The organism is Xanthomonas sp. NCPPB 1128 (assembly GCF_001043115.1).
Taxonomy (GTDB): domain Bacteria; phylum Pseudomonadota; class Gammaproteobacteria; order Xanthomonadales; family Xanthomonadaceae; genus Xanthomonas_A.
Genome location: NZ_LFME01000009.1, coordinates 1 through 18169 on the forward strand (window position 1 = coordinate 1; position 18169 = coordinate 18169).

16 protein-coding genes, 1 other RNA gene and 1 pseudogene are annotated in these 18169 nt (G+C 67.8%); 5 read left to right on the top strand and 13 right to left on the bottom strand.

The annotated features are described in order from the left end of the window. Positions 1-85: 85 nt before the first annotated feature. Complete coding sequence (locus ACP93_RS08130; RefSeq protein ID WP_275452264.1) at positions 86-1357, top strand: Nramp family divalent metal transporter; 1272 nt, start codon at positions 86-88, stop codon at positions 1355-1357. A gap of 4 nt (positions 1358-1361) precedes the next feature. Here the strand turns inward: ACP93_RS08130 and ACP93_RS21075 are convergent. The 7 genes from ACP93_RS21075 to ACP93_RS08155 all read right to left on the bottom strand — a co-directional run bounded on the left by ACP93_RS21075 (position 1362) and on the right by ACP93_RS08155 (position 4851). Then, positions 1362-1437: non-coding RNA, sX9 sRNA (locus ACP93_RS21075), on the bottom strand. Positions 1438-1601: 164 nt separating this feature from the next. After that, positions 1602-1724: a hypothetical protein gene (locus tag ACP93_RS22455; RefSeq protein WP_255347930.1), complete on the bottom strand. Its 123-nt coding sequence runs from the start codon at positions 1722-1724 to the stop codon at positions 1602-1604. A gap of 184 nt (positions 1725-1908) precedes the next feature. Continuing rightward, a complete protein-coding gene (locus ACP93_RS08135) occupies positions 1909-2211 on the bottom strand; it encodes a hypothetical protein (RefSeq protein ID WP_048490206.1) in 303 nt (100 codons plus the stop codon). 187 nt (positions 2212-2398) lie between these two features. After that, positions 2399-2710 (bottom strand): hypothetical protein, encoded by a 312-nt coding sequence (locus tag ACP93_RS08140; RefSeq protein ID WP_048490207.1) that lies wholly within the window; start codon positions 2708-2710, stop codon positions 2399-2401. A 116-nt stretch (positions 2711-2826) separates the two neighbouring features. Beyond that, positions 2827-3216: a hypothetical protein gene (locus ACP93_RS08145; protein WP_053069709.1), complete on the bottom strand. Its 390-nt coding sequence runs from the start codon at positions 3214-3216 to the stop codon at positions 2827-2829. Positions 3217-3486: 270 nt separating this feature from the next. Beyond that, a complete protein-coding gene (locus tag ACP93_RS08150) occupies positions 3487-3939 on the bottom strand; it encodes a VOC family protein (RefSeq protein WP_048490209.1) in 453 nt (150 codons plus the stop codon). 81 nt (positions 3940-4020) lie between these two features. Continuing rightward, the gene (locus tag ACP93_RS08155) at positions 4021-4851 is read right to left on the bottom strand and encodes a helix-turn-helix transcriptional regulator (RefSeq protein WP_048490210.1); all 831 of its coding nucleotides are present in this window, start codon (positions 4849-4851) and stop codon (positions 4021-4023) included. Positions 4852-5425: 574 nt separating this feature from the next. On the opposite strand from ACP93_RS08155, the gene ACP93_RS08160 reads away from it, so the two are divergent. Beyond that, complete coding sequence (locus ACP93_RS08160; protein WP_204243659.1) at positions 5426-6940, top strand: MASE1 domain-containing protein; 1515 nt, start codon at positions 5426-5428, stop codon at positions 6938-6940. On the opposite strand, the gene ACP93_RS08165 is transcribed toward ACP93_RS08160, so the two are convergent. The 5 genes and pseudogenes from ACP93_RS08165 to ACP93_RS08180 form a co-directional block, all read right to left on the bottom strand. Next, positions 6924-7343, bottom strand: a complete 420-nt coding sequence (locus ACP93_RS08165; protein WP_048490212.1) for a hypothetical protein — start codon at positions 7341-7343, stop codon at positions 6924-6926. The genes ACP93_RS08160 and ACP93_RS08165 overlap by 17 nt on opposite strands. 432 nt (positions 7344-7775) lie before the next feature. Continuing rightward, positions 7776-8480 (bottom strand): hybrid sensor histidine kinase/response regulator, encoded by a 705-nt coding sequence (locus tag ACP93_RS22255; RefSeq protein ID WP_228135978.1) that lies wholly within the window; start codon positions 8478-8480, stop codon positions 7776-7778. A 241-nt stretch (positions 8481-8721) separates the two neighbouring features. Then, positions 8722-9873, bottom strand: a pseudogene (locus tag ACP93_RS22490) (GAF domain-containing protein); the annotation flags it as partial. Between the two features lie 337 nt (positions 9874-10210). After that, the gene (locus tag ACP93_RS08175) at positions 10211-11221 is read right to left on the bottom strand and encodes an alpha/beta hydrolase (RefSeq protein ID WP_048490213.1); all 1011 of its coding nucleotides are present in this window, start codon (positions 11219-11221) and stop codon (positions 10211-10213) included. Positions 11222-11338: 117 nt separating this feature from the next. Further along, entirely contained in the window at positions 11339-12226 is an 888-nt protein-coding gene (locus ACP93_RS08180) for a LysR family transcriptional regulator (RefSeq protein WP_048490214.1), read from the bottom strand. A gap of 107 nt (positions 12227-12333) precedes the next feature. Here ACP93_RS08180 and ACP93_RS08185 point away from each other — a divergent pair, with 107 nt between their 5' ends. Both ACP93_RS08185 and ACP93_RS08190 read left to right on the top strand, forming a co-directional pair. Next, positions 12334-13905, top strand: coding sequence for a proton-conducting transporter transmembrane domain-containing protein (locus ACP93_RS08185; protein WP_048490215.1), 1572 nt, complete (start codon positions 12334-12336; stop codon positions 13903-13905). 25 nt (positions 13906-13930) lie between these two features. Then, complete coding sequence (locus ACP93_RS08190) at positions 13931-16366, top strand: YbcC family protein (protein ID WP_048490216.1); 2436 nt, start codon at positions 13931-13933, stop codon at positions 16364-16366. 127 nt (positions 16367-16493) lie between these two features. Here ACP93_RS08190 and ACP93_RS08195 read toward each other — a convergent pair whose 3' ends face one another. After that, the gene (locus ACP93_RS08195; RefSeq protein WP_048490217.1) at positions 16494-17393 is read right to left on the bottom strand and encodes a LysR family transcriptional regulator; all 900 of its coding nucleotides are present in this window, start codon (positions 17391-17393) and stop codon (positions 16494-16496) included. A gap of 112 nt (positions 17394-17505) precedes the next feature. Between ACP93_RS08195 and ACP93_RS08200 the strand changes: the two genes are divergently transcribed. Further along, a complete protein-coding gene (locus tag ACP93_RS08200) occupies positions 17506-18138 on the top strand; it encodes a DsbA family protein (RefSeq protein ID WP_048490218.1) in 633 nt (210 codons plus the stop codon). Positions 18139-18169: the final 31 nt, after the last annotated feature.

Sequence of the window (18169 nt, forward strand, 5' to 3'; positions counted from 1 at the left end):
GGGGTCGGAGTGGTGTATAAGAGACAGGCCCCATTCCGCTGCCGCGCGCGCCAGCCGTGACGAGGCGCGTCCCAGCCTGGGCGCGATGCATGCCAGCGTGGCCGTGCCGCGAAGCGGCCTGGGCTGGCGGCGCTTCCTGGCCTTCCTCGGCCCCGGCTACATGGTCTCGGTCGGCTACATGGATCCGGGCAACTGGGCGACCGACATCGCCGGCGGCTCGCACTTCGGCTACCTGCTGCTGTCGGTGATCCTGCTCTCCAACCTGATGGCGATCGTGCTGCAGGGCCTGGCTGCGCGCCTGGGCATCGCCACCGGCCTGGATCTGGCCCAGGCCTGCCGCGCGCACTATTCCAAGCCGGTGAACTTCCTGCTGTGGCTGGCCTGCGAGGCGGCCATCGTCGCCTGCGACCTGGCCGAAGTGATCGGTACAGCGATCGCGCTGAAGCTGCTGTTCGGCATTCCGCTCACCGCCGGCGCGATCATCACCTCGATCGACGCGCTGCTGGTGCTGTTCCTGATGCGCCGCGGCTTCCGCGCGCTGGAAGCGTTCGTGATCGCCTTGCTGATGGTGATCTTCGCCTGCTTCCTGGTGCCGATCGTGCTGGCGGCGCCGCCGCTGCGCGAGGTGCTGTCGGGCTTCATCCCACGCGCGCAGGTGGTGACCGACCCGGCGGCGCTGTACCTGGCGATCGGCATCATCGGCGCGACGGTGATGCCGCACAACCTGTACCTGCACTCCTCGATCGTGCAGACCCGCGCCTATGAGCGCAGCGATCAGGGCCGCCGCTCCGCGCTGCGCTGGGCGCTGGCCGACAGCACCATCGCGCTGAGCCTGGCGCTGTTCGTCAACGCCGCGATCCTGATCCTCGCCGCCGCGGTGTTCCATGCGCACGGCCGCACCGACGTCCAGGAGATCGAACAGGCCCACGAACTGCTGGCGCCGATGCTCGGCGTCGGCCTGGCCTCGACCCTGTTCGCGGTGGCGCTGCTGGCCTCCGGTATCAATTCCACCGTCACTGCCACCCTGGCCGGGCAGATCGTGATGGAAGGTTTCCTGCACCTGCGCCTGCCGCCCTGGGCGCGGCGCCTGCTGACCCGCGGCCTGGCGATCGTGCCGGTGGTCGCGGTGACCTCGCTGTACGGCGAACAGGGCACCGCAAAGCTACTGGTGCTGAGCCAGGTGGTGCTTTCGATGCAGCTGCCGTTCGCGGTGATCCCGCTGGTCCGCTTCGTCACCGACAAGCGCCGGATGGGGTCGCTGGTGGTACGCCGCTGGCTGGCCTGGCTGGGCTGGGCGATCGCAGCGCTGATCGTGGTGCTCAATCTGAAGCTGCTGGCGGATACGCTGCTGCACTAAGAGTGGCTAACGAAACGTCGCGAGCAGTCGCCAGGTGGGTGCGGACGGCGCGGAGGAACCGCAATGTACAAGTGGTACATGAGGATTCCGAGCACCGTCCGCGCCCGCCTGGTGGCTGCGCAGTGGTTTTGTTAGCCGCTCTAAGCGCGCTCGGTTACCGCTGGCCGCCTCGGCGTCGTCTTACCGCAGCAGCCCTGCAGCGCGACGACCCCACTGCCCGCGATCGTGCAGTGGGCGATACGGCTCAGGCGCCACTGGCGGGCACGGCCGCGCCATTGCGGGCGAAGAACGCATTTGCCGCCGGGCGGAACAGCAAGAACACGGCCACGGCGAACGGCGGCACGCCCGGGATCATGGCCAGCGTCATCGGCGAGGTGGCCAGGCGATCACCACGCCGATCAGGCTCCAGGCGAGGTAGAGCGAACGTCCCCAGACGAGCCCGTCGAGGATGGCGATCGCGCATGCGCCCTGCACCGAGAGGCCGACATAGCCGATGACGTGCTGGATCGACAGCGGAACGGTCGCATTCCCTCACGTGCGGTAGCGGAACGTCAGTGCAGGCGCTCGGCGATGATCTTCTCGCACAGGAACACGTCGCTGGTGCCATGGCGCACCCGGCAGTACCTGACGAAAGCCTGCCTGCGCTGGGCGTCCAACGTGACGTACGCATCGATGTCCAGTCCATGCCTGGCCGGGTTGTCGAAGCGCAGCGTCCACGTCGGCTCGGACTTGATGAAAGGCTCCCACAGCACCCCGACCTCATGATCACCCACGATCTTGTCGAAGCCGATCCACAGCCAGCCGCCGACCATCAGCAAGATCAGGCCAATGCCTACCTTCTGGCATACGCTCATGGCGACGTTGCCCGGACCGGGCAATTGCCGCGCTGACCGGCGTGCCCAGCATGATGCTGCTGGCGGATACCGCGCTGCACGAAATGCTGCCGTGTCACCGCAAGCGTCGAGGTGTTTATGTCGGCAGCATGTACCGATGCATCAACCACGCTCACAAAACCCAGCCGATGCGCACCGGTTCGCCAGATCACCGCCCGAGCAGGCCGACGACGAAGGCAAGCACGAGCGCGATCGGAACGAAGAACACCAGCACCATCACCAGCTTCTGCGGGACTCTGTTTGCGGACAAGCCGAATTCGCGCGCGAAGCGGAACGCCAACCCCAATGAAAACGGCCAGAACATCAGATGCCTGAGCAGTTCCGGATCATTGTCTATCTCTCCACTGTCGATCTGCGCGCCAAGGCCATACAGAGACAGGCCGACGAAGGTGGACGGCACCAGCAACCACAGCAGCGCGCCAATCGTGGGCGGGACGAAGGTGATAGTGGCCAGGCGCATGGGCTTTCTTCTCGATGACATGACGAACGTGGAGGGAATCCGGCAACGGTCGGCATGCGCCCTATCGCGCACCGCCCAACGCTCCGACTGCCCCCGTGGCGCAGGGGCGATGCGTGTCAGACTGCACTGTGGTACTCGGTTGCTCCACGGCTGGCGAAGAATGCATTGGCTGCTGGGCGAAACAACAGGAAGACGACGACCGCGAACAGCGCCATTCCTGGAATCAATGCCAACGTCATCGGCGAGGCGGCCACGCCGACCGTCGTACCGACCAAGCCCCAGACGACATAGCGCGCGCGTGCGCATCCGAAGCCGCCGAAGATGCCGGCAGCGCATGCGAGCTGCACCACGGCGCCGTGGTAGCCGAGGGCGTACTGGATCGACAAGGGAACCGGGTCATGCCGCATCGCCGCTGCTGCGGCCACATCGCTGTCGTCGAGCGCGGACATCAGCAGCGAAAGCACGCACGAGGCAATCAGCAGGCAGGCGATGGCGGTGAGAGACATGGGACGGCGGCACGACATGCTGGACCTCGACCTGATGGGACACGCTGCTACGAAAGGCTGGATGGCCAACGCGTCGTGGCAGGCAGACCCTTTTCAAGACGCACGACGGCTGCAAATCCCCCACTGCCGGCCAACACCTCGCCTCACCCAATCCTGGATCGACCAGCCCGAGGCTGGCTTGCAGACGCTCCCACGCGCGCTGGACGACGGCGACATGGCCCGTCGAGCGCACCGCGCCCGGCGCAAATCAGCCGCTCTCCGCTGCTTCGATCACACCTTGGCCGACGTATCGAACAGGGCCGTGTAGCGCCGCTGCATCTCCTCCGGCGTCACCGACTCGATCGCGTGGCCGATCAGCCAGCGGTGACCGAAGGGATCGCGCACGGTGCCGGAACGTTCGCCGTAGAAGTGATCCTGCATGCCGCGCTCGAGCGTGCCGCCCGCGGCCACGGCCCGTGCGACCAAGGCGTCGGCATCGTCCACATGCAGGTGCAGCGTGACCGGCGTGGCGCCGAGGTGCTCCGGGCTGCGCACGCCCATGTCCGGATACTCCTCCGACAGCATCAACGTGTGGCCATCGAGATCCACCTCGGCATGGCCGATGCGCCCGTCCGGCTCGGTGAGGCGGAACAGTTCGCGGGCGCCGAACGCGCGGGCATAGAACGCCATCGCGGCAGCCGCGTCGCGCACGCACAGGTAGGCATAGAGCTCGTGGATCGCCATGGCATGTCCTTGTGTGGGCCAAGTGCCCATTGTGGAACCCCACACGCGCCGCGTCTTGCAGGAAATTGACCTGCGCCGCGATCAGCGCGGCACATGCCGCGGGGTGGCAGGATCGGCCATCCGACGCCAGGCAGAGGGAGTGACACCGGCCACGCTGCGGAACGTGTTGGCCAGGTGCGCCTGGTCGGCGAAGCCACAGGCGTGCGCGATCTCGGCCCAGCCCAGCGATCGATCGCAGGCCAGTTCCAACGCCTGCGAGAAGCGCTGCAGCTGCAGCCATGCGTTCGGCGCGAGACCGGTCGCCTGCCGAAACATGGCGATGCAATGCCGGTGGCTGAGTCCGCTGGCGCGCACCATGGTCTCCACGCGCAAGCCCGGATGCCAGCCCCCCGGGAGCAGCACGCGCAGCGCCGGATGCAGCAAGGGCGGACGGCCGCAGGCGCGGTCGATCAGCCAGCGTTCGAATGCAGCCAGCCGCGTCGGCGCATCGGTGCACGCGTGCAGCCGCTCCTGCAGGACATCGACCTCGCCTGCAGGCAGCAGCAGTTCCAGTGGCGTGTGATGCCCGGCCAAGGCCGATTCGGGCACGCCGAGCAGCATACCGGTGGCGCCGGGACGCAACATCGCCCCGACCGAGGCCGCAGGCTGCGCGACATCGCGTACGTGATACGCCGTACGCACCCCGCCGACCACCGCGTGGCCCAGGCAATGGCCGTGCAGGTCGGCCGCGTGGTCGAACACCCGCAATGGTGCGCCGCCGATCCGCACGGCGAGATGCGTGGCACCGGTCGGCAGCACATGTTCGCGCGCAGATGGCCGCGCGACTGTCTGCGCCAGTGCAGGATCGTGCGCCCACACCGATGTCACCAGGTCGCGCAACGCGAAAACGGGAGGCCGATGGACGGAAGCCATGGCGCGATGCTACGCCTCCCTCTCCCCTGCCGGTAGCCTGCCCGACGCCATGCCTTGCCGTCGCTGGGATACGATGATCGGTGGCCGACACATACGCTTGAGCACGTCCCTGCACGATGTCGACACGGCATCGCACCGATGCAGGTGCTGAGAATCCGTGTCGCAGCGGGGTTTGACGCCGCACCGTGAGATCGCGGCATCGAAACCCCTTGAGTCAGGACGCCTGGCGCTTCTCGGCGAAGGCCAGCACGCAACTGTCGCCGCCGTCCGTCGACCGCTACCGGACCTGCAGCGCCGCACCTGCCGTGTTCGCCCGCTCGGCATCGAAGCAGTCCAGGCTGTGTCGCCGCATGCAAAAGCGGCACGCCTGACCACGCTGGCGCGCCATCGCGAATGGAGGACGTGGTGGTGGCGCCATCGCAGACACGTCTGCGCAGACACGGAAAGAACGAACGCGCGCCTGCATCGCTGGTCACTTGCGACGCATCTCACACTGCCGTGCGTACCACCAACTGTCTACCCTCGCCGCAGATCCGGCTTATACAGTAGTCGCGACACACCACGGATGGCGGGGATGGCGGCGGCAAGAGACTTCGCCAAAGGCGTTCTACTGAGCGCCGCTTATTGCGCCACCTTCCTGCTGGCGTGGCGCTGGTCCGTGGACCAGTGGTATCTGCCGGCAGGCGTACGCGTCGCTAGCCTGCTGTTCCTGCCGGCGCGGCGCTGGCCGTGGTTGCTGGCAGGCGATGCCGCCGCGTTGTTGACGCTGCGCATTCCCATGAGCGAGACCTGGGGCGCGAGTGCCGCCTGGGCGTACCTGAGTCCATTCCTGCTGATGCTGGCCGTGGCGCTGGTGCCGGTCCTGGTGCGTCAGCGCGTTCCCGACCTCGCGCGCAACGATCACTGGCTGCTGCCACTGGCGCTGGCGACCGCGCTGTGGAGCACGCTCTGCAACATCGCGATCAACACCGCCTTGGGCGGCCCGGCCGGGCCGGCGCCGCTCGATGTTCTGCTGCGTTACTGGCTCGGCGATTACCTGGGCACCTTGATGTTCGTGCTGCCGGCGTTGCTGTGGTTGCGCCGCGACGAGCCCACGCAGATGTATGCCTCGCTGTTGCGCGAGGGGCTGGCGTCGATCGCCATGGTCGTCGTGCTGTCGGCGTCGATCGCCGGCGTGGACGATGCCCTGCTGCGGCAGTTGCTGATGGTGCTGCTGGTGGTCCCGGCGATCGTACTGACGCTGCGCCATGGTTGGCGGGGCGCGGCGCTCGGCGTGGTCCTGGCGAACGTGGCGGTGGCGCTGTCCATGCCCAAGGTCGTGGCACCCGGGATCCACGACGCCGACGCGTTCGTGGTGCAGATCCTGCTCGCCGCCACGGCCACGATGATGTTCGCGTTCGGATCGCGCATCTCGGCGGCCTATCGGCACCTGCGCGACGACGGGCGCCTGCATGAGCAGGCACTGGCCTTTGCGCAGGCTGGCTACCTGTCCGCCGAACGCACGCTGCGCCGGCGGGTGGTCGACTACACCGATCTCAGTACGCAGATCAACAAGCTGCGCCGCGATGTGGTGCAGGATCTGCGCGCGCGCGGACATCATGCCGCCGCGATGCAGATGACCCGCACCGGCGTGATCCAGGCGCAACTGCTGGACGAGTACGTCACCGCACTCTACCCGCTCGGCATCGAGACCCATGGCCTGTACCCCACCCTGCACTCGCCGACCTTCGCCAACCTGTGTGCGACGGAGTTCCGCTGCCGCCTGCATGGCGATCCGCGGCGTCTGTCGCTGGGCCTGCAACTGGTGGCCTATCGCTGCATCCTCGACGCCATCGAGACGCTGCCGGTGGCCCACACCCACCTGCTGCGGGCGCGGGTCTGGCGTGCCAGAGGGCGGCAGGGCATCGCCATCCGCATCACCGCCGATGCCGCGATGCTGAGCGCGTTGCGGCGGCGACCGGAGGCGCCGGACCGGGAACTGGCGGTCCGCCTGCAGGCGCATGGCGGCACCTGCCGGCGCCGCCATGCGTTGAGCTTCAGCTTCCTGGTCTCCGAAAGCCGCGCCGCCGGCCTCACTCCACCGCCGTGACCTCCCACGCGTCGCCGCGTGCATCCGTGCGCAGCCGCACCACCACATCCGCCGTGCGATAGATCACGCGCGCCGGTACCGCAGGCGATGCCGTCAACGAGACGCGCCCCACGTCGCTGCCCATCGGCAGCACCCACAACGTCTTGCCGATGCGGCCGACCGCGGCACGGACCACGCCGCTGGCGTCGTTGATCTGCAGGTAGTTCACGCCATCGCGCGAGAACTCATAGACGCGCCAGGCCGAATCGGTGGCAAGATTCAGCGCCTTGGGTACGCTTTCCCCCAAACCCTTGCCCACGACCCCATGCCCGCCGGAAGGGCAGCACGACTGCGCCTGCGCCTGAAAGGACAGCGCCAGCCCCGCTGCGACCACGATTGCCATGCCCTTCGCCTTCGTTTCCATTCCATCGATCCTTTCCCACCCGGGGAATTCCGCCTGCATCTCAGGCGCGATCAAGGTACGTGGTCCGGGCCGGGAAGCGGTCGACAAACGTCATCGACAAGACCGTGCGGGGCAACTCGCATCAGGCTGATCCGATAGCGACACCGTGCCGTCGCTGGCGTGCTGAAGGTCAGCCTGCTGCGCTCCAGCCTGAATGGCATGGTCGAATTTCCCTTCGAAACGCCACGGACACGTCGGCGAGCAGGTCGCAAACAACGCTTCGTGTCGGAGATCCGGCGCGGATGCAGCGCCACGCAGCCCTACTGTTCCAGCATGTGGAACACAGCCTGGCATCACGCTCCATTCCACGTGCAGCCGTTCCGCAGTGCGTCGCATCACCCCACAGCACCAACGCAACAGACGCCGCGTGCGACTGCGCCAATCCTGCCCTGGTCACGCGAGCCGGGCAAACAGCCCGTGCAACTCCGCAAATCCCACCGGCTTGACCAGATGCGCGTCGAACCCGGCACGCGCCGAATCCCGGCGATCGCCATCCTGCCCCCAACCGGTCAACGCGACGATGCTGATGTCCCTACCCCAGTCGCATTCGCGGATGCGGCGGCACGCTTCGTGCCCGTCCATGCCGGGCATGCCGATGTCCATCAGGATCACCTCGGGACGCATGCGCGCACCGATCGCCAATGCTTCCTCTCCGCCTCCAGCGGTACGCACGTCGTGCCCATCCAGCTCCAACAAGGCGGCCAGCGCCAGCGCGATATCCGCGTTGTCGTCCACCACCAGGATCCGGCGCGGCGCTTGCGCCGGCCTGACATCCCCCGCAGCCGGCACTGCGACCGGCGCGGCGTCGGCGGGAAGCCGCACGACGAACGCGCTGCCCTTGCCGGCCCCGTCACTGCGCGCTTCGACGGTGCCGCCGTGCATCTCGACCAGTTGTCTGACCAGCATCAGGCCAATACCCAATCCACCCTGGGCACGGTCCAGGGTCCGGTCCACCTGGGTGAACAGTTCGAAGATGGCATCGACCTTGTCGGCCGGAATGCCGGATCCGTTGTCCTGCACCACCACTTCGACGCTCCCCTCGGTCGCATCGATCCGTATCTCGATGTCTCCCCCCCGGAGGCGTGTACTTGCACGCATTGGCGAGCAGATTTCCGAACACCTGGGTGAGACGAACGGCGTCTCCCTGCAGGGGCAACGGCGCCTCAGGCAAAAGGACACGCAAGCGATGCCGCTGCTGATCCAGCGCAGGACGGCAGACCTCGACGGCCTGCTGGATCACCTCCGCCAGCAACAGCGGCTCGCGCCGCAGCTCCAGTTTTCCCTGCTTGATGCGGTTGATGTCGAGCAGATCGTCCACCAGCCGCACCAACTGACGTATCTGTCGCTCCATGACCTCGTGCGCCTTGCGCGACAGCGCCTCGTTGCCCTGGGAGCGCTTGAGCACTTCCAGCATGTTGCGCAACGGCGCCAGCGGGTTGCGCAGTTCGTGGGCGAGCATGGCCAGGAACTCGTCCTTGCGTCGCCGTTCCTGCGCCAGTTCCGCCTCGATCTGATGGCGTTCCACCAGTTCGGCGGCCTGCCGTGCGAGCAGGTCGATGTAGCGCAGCGCGTCCGTGTCGGGGCCACCCGGCCAGCGGTAATGGTTGTTGAGCATGCCGAGCAGCCGTCCGTCGCGGCTGAGCAAGGGCGTGCACTGGATGGAGCGGATCTGGTCCTCCAGCACGATCTCCAGCCCTAGCGTCCCCTGGAGGCCTTCCAGTTTCTCCACATCGGCCACGACCAGGCGCTGGACCTGCTTCGCCGCTTCCCCGCAACTGGCATCCCAACCGTCCTCGCGGAAATGCTCGACCAGCCGCGGCCCCAGGCCCTGGTGCACGACGATCCGCAGGGTCTTTCTGACCGGATCGAAGATCTGGATGTTGCCCTTGTCGGTTTCCGAGATATCGGCTGCCGCCGCGAGAATCTTCTGCAGCAGCGGCTCGAACTCCCCCGGCCCCACCAGCACGGCACTCAGTTCCTGCAGCCGGGCCAGCGCCGCCATCTCCTTGCGCAGATGCGCGGCCGCCCGTTCCCGCTCCACCACGATGCTGGTCGCCAATGCGCCGAACTCGGCGACCTTGCGCTCCCACGCATTGGTCTGCCGCGCTTCCGAAAGACACAGGAAGAACGATCCGACCGCCTTGCCGCCTTGCCCGATGGCCGGATGCGAATAACACGCCAGGATGCCGTTTTCCAGGCAAAGCGCGCGCCAGGGCGCGGCCCATTGCGGCGCATGCGCCACGTCATCGCACTCGACCGGATGCCCCTCATGGATGGCAGTGCCGCAGGTGCCGATGAGCGCTTCCCCGATGGGCAAGCCGCGGATGGCGGCAGCGAACGCAGGTGGAAAATGCGACGAGTACCCATCGCCCATCGTGCGGCGGTCCGGGCTCGCCAGTAGCACGCACGCACGGGCGTCGGGGACAAGGCGACCGACGGCATCGGTGAGCGCATCCAGGCACGCCTCCATGGGCGTGCCGGACGCGATCATGAGCAGCGCCTTTCGCTGCTCCGCATCCAGGCGCGCATCGCGCTGTGCCTGTGCCAGTTCTCGGTACACGCGCACCTATTTACATGACCGCTGCTGTGTTAATGCATAACACTGGAGACGGTTCGTCGTGAAGGAAACCGAGAGCCATTGAAAGAGCGGCTGTCACGGCTCGGCGGAAGGGGCATGGTGGCATAGGTGCCGTGTGAGGCGTGTGCGACATGCGTCAAGGTCTGCAGCGCGCATGCCGGTGGAACCGGTCAACGGCACAGGCTCTACAACGAAGCAGAGGAGCAGGGCCTTTCCGTGATTGTCCCAGAAGGGCCGGACGGAACGGCGGTCAGATGGGCTCACCCGGGACACACCGCACCCAGCGTGCCTTGGCGAAACGTCCTACCTCATCGGCCAACTCCCTGTCCTCCGGCGTATTTCCCATGAAGCCGCCATGGGGCATCGCCTCGAAGACATGCACTTCGGCCGGGACACCGGCCCTGCGCAGTGCGCGGTGCATGCGCACGGTATTGGACAAGAACAGGTCTCGGGTACCCGACTGCAGGAACATCGGGGGAAGGCCGGCGAGATCGCCGAACAGCGGCGAAAGATAGGGATGCGACAGGTCTGCTGCGCCAGCGTACAGCTGATTGTTCCGCATCAGCGAGCCAGGCAGCACGACATCGACCATCTGGTTGACCTGAAAGCTGTCGCCAGACTCGGTCAGATCGACCTCGGGCGACAGCATGATCGCGGCGGCAGGCATGGGAAGCCCCTCGTCTTTCGCGCGCAAGAGCATGGCGAGCGCCACATTGCCGCCCGCCGATCGGCCGCCGACGATGACGCGCGATGCGGCGTGGCGCTCCAGGACATGGCGATACGCTGCGATGGCATCGTCCAGCGCCGCAGGATAGGGATACTCCGGCGGTAACCTGTAATCGACGCCATAGCAAAGCACTCCGTGCTGATCCGACTGCATCCTGGCCTGCGCACGGCAAGCCTCGCCGCCACCGAACACCAGTGCGCCACCATGGAAGTCCAGATAGGCGCAGCCCTGCTGCAAGAGCGTCTCCGGGGTCGCGACGTGGATGGTCGCATCATCGGCGCGAATCGTTTCCACGCTGGACAGCAGCGTCGTGGCAAGTCCTCTGACGGAGGCCGCATAGTGCGCGTCGGCCGCACCCTTGACCGCCATCCAACCCGCATGGTCGTCCGGCAACGGCATCGTGTAGCGAGCGTTCAATGGAACGCCATCCGCATCCACCATGCGTTCGAGGTTCGCACGCGCCTCCGGGCTGACCGACGAGGGGAACGGCACCAGGCGTGCCGGCAAGGAAACGCCCTGTTTCTGATTGCTCATATCGGTTGGACATCCTTCTTTTTTGGAATGTGCGCCAACACGGGACACGGTGCCGTTTCGAGCATGCGTCGCCGAAGCAGAGGGTTCGACCCGTCCTCGCGCGCAAGCGGGGTAGAGCTAAAAACCTCCTGTCGCCGATGGCTGCAGCAGCAGCCGCACCAACGGATTCGGGAAGCGCCGCGACATGGTGACGGCGTGGAAGGTCTCCACGATGTCCGGCAGTTGATCGCCTTCCACCAGCACGCCGGCGGCGATCTCGTCCTTGACCACGATCGGCGGGAGCACGGCCAGGCCGATGTCCTCGCGTGCCAGCAGACGCATCATCGCCATGTCCTCCACTTCCGCGACGATCTGCGGCCGCACGCCCAGGCGATCGGCCAGGGCGTCGAAGCCCGCGCGCACGCTGTTGTCCACCGTCGGCAGGATGATGGGATGCTGGCGCAGGCGATCGGCGATGCTCGCCGCATGGCCCAACCGATCCGGCGTGCCCACCAGGCTGACCGGGCGCTCGGCGAGCCGATGGGTGACGAACGGGGTCAGTGCGTCGCCGGGCGGTGCCTGATTGAGCAGGACCACGTCGAGGTTGAGTGCCTCCAGCGCCCGCAGCAGTTCGCCGGCGCTGCCCGACCGCAGGATCAGGTCGATGTCGGGACGGCCGAGCAGCGGCCGCAGGAACTCCAACTGGAAGTTGCGCGACAGCGTGGCCAGCGAGCCGACGCGCAGCGCCTGCCGTGCGGCGCCAGTTTGCCGCAGCGTGCCCAGCAGTTCATCGCCGGTGGCGAAGATCGCGTCGGCGTGGTCGAGCACGATCTGCCCGGCCTCGGTCAGATGCAGTTGCCGCCCGCGCCGCTCGAACAGCGCATGGCCGAGGCGCTCCTCGAGCTTGCGGATCTGCACCGACAAGGCCGATTGCGTGAGGTTGAGCCGTTGGGCAGTGCGGGTCAGGTTGCCGTCGTGGGCGACGGCCCAGAAGTAGCGCAGGTGGTTGTAGTTCAGGGCGGCCATCGTTCGATAATAACGAACGATATATTTAAAACAATGAATTTTTGTTCGATCCCAGCGATCGCTATCGTGGCGCCGCCCGCCACTGCGCTCGATCCGAGGGGATTGCCTTGTCGCTCTATCTGCTGCCGCTCTTTGCACCGTTTCTGCTGCTGGTCGCCGCCGGGTTCGGCTTCGTTCGCAGCGGCCGACGTCCCCGCCTGCTGCCCGCCTTCGCCGAAGGCGCCGCGCTCGGCGCGCTGTGTGTCGCGATCGCCTCGCTGGCGCTGCTGATCGCCCGAGGCGCCGGCGACAGCGAACTCCTCGGCGGGAGCGGCGTCGGCCTCTCGGTCCGGCTCGACGCGGTGAGCACCACGATGCTGTTGCTGGTCGCCTTCGTCGGCTGGATCGTGGTGCGCTATACCCGCACCTATCTCGATGGCGAGGCACGGCAGGGCTATTTCACCGGCTGGCTGTGCGTCGCGCTCGCGGCGGTGCTGCTGCTCGTCCAGGCGGGCAACCTGGTCCAGGTCGTGGTGGTCTGGATCGCGACCAGCGTCGCGCTCAATCGCCTGCTGTTGTTCTATCCCCAGCGCGTGGCGGCGCAGCGCGCCGCGCGCAAGAAGCGCCTGTTCTCCAGCATCGGCGCCATCGCCCTGGTGAGCGCAGCCGTGCTGATCTGGAACAGCCTGGGCACGACGGACATCGCAACGATCAACACCCTGGCCCGCAGCGGCCAGCACGGCTGGTCGCTGACCGCCGCGGCCGCCCTGCTCGCACTCGCCGCGGTGCTGAAATCGGCGCAGTTCCCGACCCACGGCTGGCTCACCGAGATGATGGAAGCGCCCACGCCGGTGTCGGCGCTGCTGCATGCCGGCGTGGTCAACGGCGGCGGCTTCCTGCTGATTCGCTTCGCCGACCTGATGCTCGCGGCCCCCGGCGTGCTCGCCGTGCTGGCGATGCTGGGCGGGTTCACCGCGCTGTTCGGTGCGCTGGTGATGCTGACCCAGCCCGCGGTCAAGACCTCGCTGGCGTGGTCGACGGTCGCGCAGATGGGCTTCATGATCCTGCAGTGCGGGCTGGCGCTGTTCCCGCTGGCACTGCTGCACATCGTCGCGCACTCGCTGTACAAGGCGCATGCCTTCCTGGCCTCCGGCGGGGCGGTCGAGCAGGTGGCGTCGATTCGCCGGCCCGGATCGGTGGCCGTGCCCGATGGGGCGGCGGTCGGCCGCGCCTTCCTGATCGCGCTGGCGATCTACATCGGCATCGGCGCGGCCTTCGGGTTGGCCTTCGGCTTCGGGCATAAGTCGCCGCAGGCGCTGGCGCTGGGCGCCATCCTGATCTTCGGTGTGGCCTATCTGCTGGCCCAGGGCCTGGCCGATGCGGCGCCGCGCCCGCTCACCCGAACCACCGCGCTCTACGCCAGCACCGCCGCGGTCGGCTACTTCGCGCTGCAGACCGCGGCCGAATGGCTGACCGCCGGCGTGCTGCCGGCAACGCCGGCGCCGGGCCGGCTGGAGTGGACGCTGATGGCGCTGGCGGTGCTGAGCTTCGGCCTGGTGGCGGTGGCGCAGGCGCTGTTCCCGCTGTGGGCGACGCACCCGGCCGCCGCCGGACTACGCGTGCATCTCTCCAATGGGCTGTATGCCAACGCCACGCTCGATCGCCTGCTCGGCGGCTGGTCCGTCCGCAAGCGTTCGTGACTCCCTAACCGCCAGGATATCCCCCATGCTGATGACTACGACCGACGCACCGCCGCTGTCCCTCGCGGCGATCATCGCCGCCGCCCAGCGTGCGGCGCGCGCCATTCCGCCGCTCTGGCCGCTCGCCTCAAGCGTGGCGGTCAATCCCTTCCTCGGCCAGACCGGCGAGCCGCTGGCCACGGCAGCGGCGCGTCTGCGCAGTGCCGCCGGCATTGCGTTGACCATGCCGCGGTCCTGGTATGCAGAGCAATTGCAGTCCGGCGAGATCGCCGAGGAGGATCTGCAGGCAGCCTTGCACAACGCGTCGACGGAGCTGCGCCCGCCGTCTCTGTCCGCACTCAAACACGCTGTCGCGGCCGTTCGCCCTGCCCCACGGGCGATCCCGACCGTCGCCGATCTGGCGCGCGACGCGTCGGCGATCGACTGGCCGGGCATCGTCGACGAGCGCATCGGGCACTGGGCCGCCGCCTACTTCGATCAGGGCCAGGCGCTGTGGGTCGCCGGACAGTCCGGTGGCGCGTACAGCGCGTGGCGACGCGTCGCGACGCACGATCTGACACCGGAAATCGCCGGGCTCACCCGATTCGCCCAGCAGGTCGCGGATGCGCCAGCGAATGCCGAGGACGCGATCGTCGAGGGCATCGCCCGCCTCGGCCTCGCGCCCGACGCCCTGGACGGCTATTTCCACCGACTGCTCACCACGCTGGGCGGCTGGAGCCAGGTCGCCCGCTATCGGCTCTGGCAGGCAGAGTTGAGCGGCGGAACCGATGCCTGCATCACCGATCTGCTCGCCATCCGCATCAGTTGGGAAGCCGCCCTGCTGGGCAAGTTCGGTGTGGCGATCGGACCGCAGTGGCGAAGCGCCATCGCGGCCTACGCCACGCCGGTGGCGGCGACGTCGGACGATGTCGTCGACAGCATCCTGCAGGAAGCAGCGGAACGCGCGGCGCAGCGGCGGCTCGACACCCTGCTTGCAACACCCGCTGCGCTTCCGGCGACGCCCGCCCGGATGAAATTGCAGATGGCCTTCTGCATCGATGTGCGCTCGGAAGTGTTCCGCCGCGCCTTGGAAAGCCTCGATGCCGGCATCCAGACCCTGGGATTCGCCGGGTTCTTCGGACTGGGCATCGGCCATCGGCGATTCGCCTCGGACGTGGTCGAGGCACGCCTTCCGGTGCTGCTGACGCCGGCGCTGCACACCTGCGCGGGAGAGGCGACGCCGTCGATGTCCGAGTCCGACCTCGCCGCACGGATCGCGGCCCGCGCCAAGCGCGCCTGGGGACGCTTCAAGCTGGCCGCCATTTCCTCGTTCGCCTTCGTCGAGGCCACCGGCCCGATCTACGTCGCCAAGCTGCTGCGCGATGGATTGGGACTGGCGCGGCACTCGGCGCCGAACGACCTCGCGCCACGCCCGGCCGAGGCGCTCGACCTCGACACGCGACTGACCATGGCCACGCGCATCCTCAAGGCGATGTCGCTCACCACCGGTTTTGCCCGGCTGGTCGTGATCGCCGGCCATGGCGCAAACGTGGTCAACAATCCGCATGCCAGCGCCCTGCACTGCGGCGCCTGCGGCGGCTACTCCGGCGAAGTGAACGCGCGGCTGCTCGCCGCGCTGCTCAACGACCCAGAGGTACGTACCGGTCTTGCCGAACGCGGCATCGCGATCCCCACCGACACCTTGTTCGTGGGCGCACTGCACGACACCACGACCGATGCGGTCACGTTGTACAGCGCCGACCATCCTTCGCCCGAGCATGCCGCCGACATCGACCAGGTGGCGCGTTGGCTGCACGCCGCCGGCGCGCTGGCGCGGGGCGAGCGCGCGCTGCGCCTGCCGCGCGCGCAGCACAGCCAGGATATCGCGCCTCGCGCCCGCGACTGGGCCGAGCTACGCCCGGAATGGGCGTTGGCCGGCTGCCATGCCTTCATCGCCGCGCCGCGGGCGCGCACGGCGGGTCGCGACCTGGCAGGACGCGCCTTCCTCCACGACTACGACTGGCGTCGCGACGAGGGCTTCGGTGTGCTGGAGCTGATCCTGACCGCTCCGGTGGTGGTCGCCAGCTGGATCAGCCTGCAGTACTACGGATCGACCGTGGCGCCCGAGGTCTTCGGCGCCGGCAACAAATTGCTGCACAACGTCACCGGCGGCATCGGCGTGGTCGAAGGCAACGGCGGCCTGCTGCGTGGCGGGCTGCCCTGGCAATCGGTACACGACGGCGAACGGCTGATCCACGAACCGCTGCGGCTGTCGGTACTGATCGAGGCACCGACCGCCGCAATCACCGACATCCTCGAACGCCATCCGCAAGTTCGCGCACTGTTCGACAATCGGTGGCTGCATCTGTTCGCACTGGACGACCAGGGCCGCATGGCATCGCGCTACACCGGCGGCCTGCGCTGGGAGTCGGGTCATGGCGATGCGCCGTCCAAACACACTCCGGCGTCGGCGCTCGCCTGACGCCGCGTTTCCCCGTCTCCCGTTCGCGCACGCGAGCGGGAGGCGGACGTCGGTTTCTCTGACGCAGCATGCAAATGCAGCGCGCGCGCCGGATCCGCTGGCATCGCCATCGCGTGCCGCACCAGCGTCATGCCGCGGTCTTGCCGGCGCCAGCAACGAGCATCTCGACGAATGCGGTGACCTTGGATGGACGGAAGCGCGCCGTCGGGTAGACCACGTGGATGCCGCCGGCCGGCAACGACCAGTCCGGCAGGACAGCGACCAGCGTTCCTGCCGCCAGGGCGTCTGCCACCAGGAAATCCGGCAAGACCGACACCCCGCCGCCGGCCAGCGTCGCCGCCAGCACCGCCGGCGTCGCATTGGTCGACAAGGCTTGGCGCATGCGCACCGTGCGTCGCTCGAAATCGTCCTTGACGAAGTGCCAGGTCAACGGCTCGCGGAGCGCGCTGTTGGCGACGAACGGAACCTGCGCGAGATCGTCGGGGTCTGCCACCGCCAGGCTCCTGGCCAGTTCCGGCGTGGCGACCAGGCACTGCCGGAAGCCACCGATGCGCCGTGCGTGCAGGCTGGAATCGTCGAGCCAGCCCACCCGGATGGACAGATCGATCTGGCTGGCGACCGGATCGACGCGCGTATCGGCCAGGATCAGCTCGACCTGGCACGCCGGGTGCCGCCGGGTGAAAGCGGCGGCGAGCGGCGCGATCCTGGAGGTCCCGTAGTCGTTTGGAGCAGCCACCCGCAGCACGCCGCTCGGCTCGACATTGGAGCGCGTCACCTCGCCGATGGCATCCTCCACCTGACGCAGCACGCTCACGCTGCGCGCATGCAGCAACCGCCCGGCCTCGGTCGGTTCGACCCGACGGGTGGTACGCATCAACAGCGCCGTCTGCAACTCTGTCTCGAGCTTGGCGACCTGCTGGCTGACCACGGTCTTGGTGATACCCAGCCGTTCGGCCGCGCGCGTGAACGAGCCGGTGTCCACCACGGCCGCGAAATAGGCCAGCCTGTTCAGATTGACGGCTTCCACGCCGGCCTCGCCAAATTGTAAGCCAATGACTTACAGACTGTAGCATTACACATTATTTATCCGTCAATCTCGCTTCGCTAAGGTGGCCGCACCTCCTCAAGCGGATCCCGCCATGCGCATCACCTACCTCTTCGATCCTCTCTGTGGGTGGTGCTACGGCGCCATCCCGGCCCTGGACCAGCTTGCGCAGGTTCCGGGCGTCAGCGTGCGGCTCGCCCCCACCGGCTTGTTCGCCGGCGAGAATGCGCGGCCGATGGACGCGTCCTTCGCCGCCTACGCCTGGCAGAACGACCAGCGCATCGCCCGCCTCACCGGGCAGGCATTTTCCGAGGCCTACCGCAGCCAGGTGCTCGGCGCGACCGGCACGCTGTTCGATTCGGCCCCCGCGACGCTCGGCGTGATCGCGGTTGGTATGACCGCGCCAGAGCGCGAACGCGAGGCGCTGAAGACCCTGCAACGCGCCCGCTATGTCGACGGCCGCAACACCTCCGATCGCGCGGTCGTGGCAGCGGTGCTGTCCGGCGCAGACTTTGCCGATGCCGCACAGCGCGTCGTCTCGCCCGATGCCGACGTGCTCGCCGCCTATCGCGCACGCATCGATGCCGCCCGCGGCGAGATGGCGCGTTTCGGTGCACAGGGCGTTCCCACGCTCGTCGTCGACGACGCGCACGGCAGCCGGCTGTTGCCGAGCGATGTGCTGTTCGGCGACCGCGACGCCCTGGCCGCGCATCTGCGCGCCGCCTGAGCTCCCCCGACCCTTCATTCCCACTTCCTGC

What these genes read in the sequence shown, in the direction of transcription:
- ACP93_RS08135 (WP_048490206.1), bottom strand. Translation starts at nt 2,211, where the DNA reads ATGAGCGTATGCCAGAAGGTAGGCATTGGCCTGATCTTGCTGATGGTC.
- ACP93_RS22455 (WP_255347930.1), bottom strand. Translation starts at nt 1,724, where the DNA reads ATGACGCTGGCCATGATCCCGGGCGTGCCGCCGTTCGCCGTGGCCGTG.
- ACP93_RS08150 (WP_048490209.1), bottom strand. Translation starts at nt 3,939, where the DNA reads ATGGCGATCCACGAGCTCTATGCCTACCTGTGCGTGCGCGACGCGGCT.
- ACP93_RS08145 (WP_053069709.1), bottom strand. Translation starts at nt 3,216, where the DNA reads ATGTCTCTCACCGCCATCGCCTGCCTGCTGATTGCCTCGTGCGTGCTT.
- ACP93_RS08155 (WP_048490210.1), bottom strand. Translation starts at nt 4,851, where the DNA reads ATGGCTTCCGTCCATCGGCCTCCCGTTTTCGCGTTGCGCGACCTGGTG.
- ACP93_RS08180 (WP_048490214.1), bottom strand. Translation starts at nt 12,226, where the DNA reads ATGGCCGCCCTGAACTACAACCACCTGCGCTACTTCTGGGCCGTCGCC.
- ACP93_RS08165 (WP_048490212.1), bottom strand. Translation starts at nt 7,343, where the DNA reads ATGGAAACGAAGGCGAAGGGCATGGCAATCGTGGTCGCAGCGGGGCTG.
- ACP93_RS08190 (WP_048490216.1), top strand. Translation starts at nt 13,931, where the DNA reads ATGCTGATGACTACGACCGACGCACCGCCGCTGTCCCTCGCGGCGATC.
- ACP93_RS08130 (WP_275452264.1), top strand. Translation starts at nt 86, where the DNA reads ATGCATGCCAGCGTGGCCGTGCCGCGAAGCGGCCTGGGCTGGCGGCGC.
- ACP93_RS08175 (WP_048490213.1), bottom strand. Translation starts at nt 11,221, where the DNA reads ATGAGCAATCAGAAACAGGGCGTTTCCTTGCCGGCACGCCTGGTGCCG.
- ACP93_RS08160 (WP_204243659.1), top strand. Translation starts at nt 5,426, where the DNA reads ATGGCGGCGGCAAGAGACTTCGCCAAAGGCGTTCTACTGAGCGCCGCT.
- ACP93_RS08140 (WP_048490207.1), bottom strand. Translation starts at nt 2,710, where the DNA reads ATGCGCCTGGCCACTATCACCTTCGTCCCGCCCACGATTGGCGCGCTG.
- ACP93_RS22255 (WP_228135978.1), bottom strand. Translation starts at nt 8,480, where the DNA reads ATGCGTGCAAGTACACGCCTCCGGGGGGGAGACATCGAGATACGGATC.
- ACP93_RS08200 (WP_048490218.1), top strand. Translation starts at nt 17,506, where the DNA reads ATGCGCATCACCTACCTCTTCGATCCTCTCTGTGGGTGGTGCTACGGC.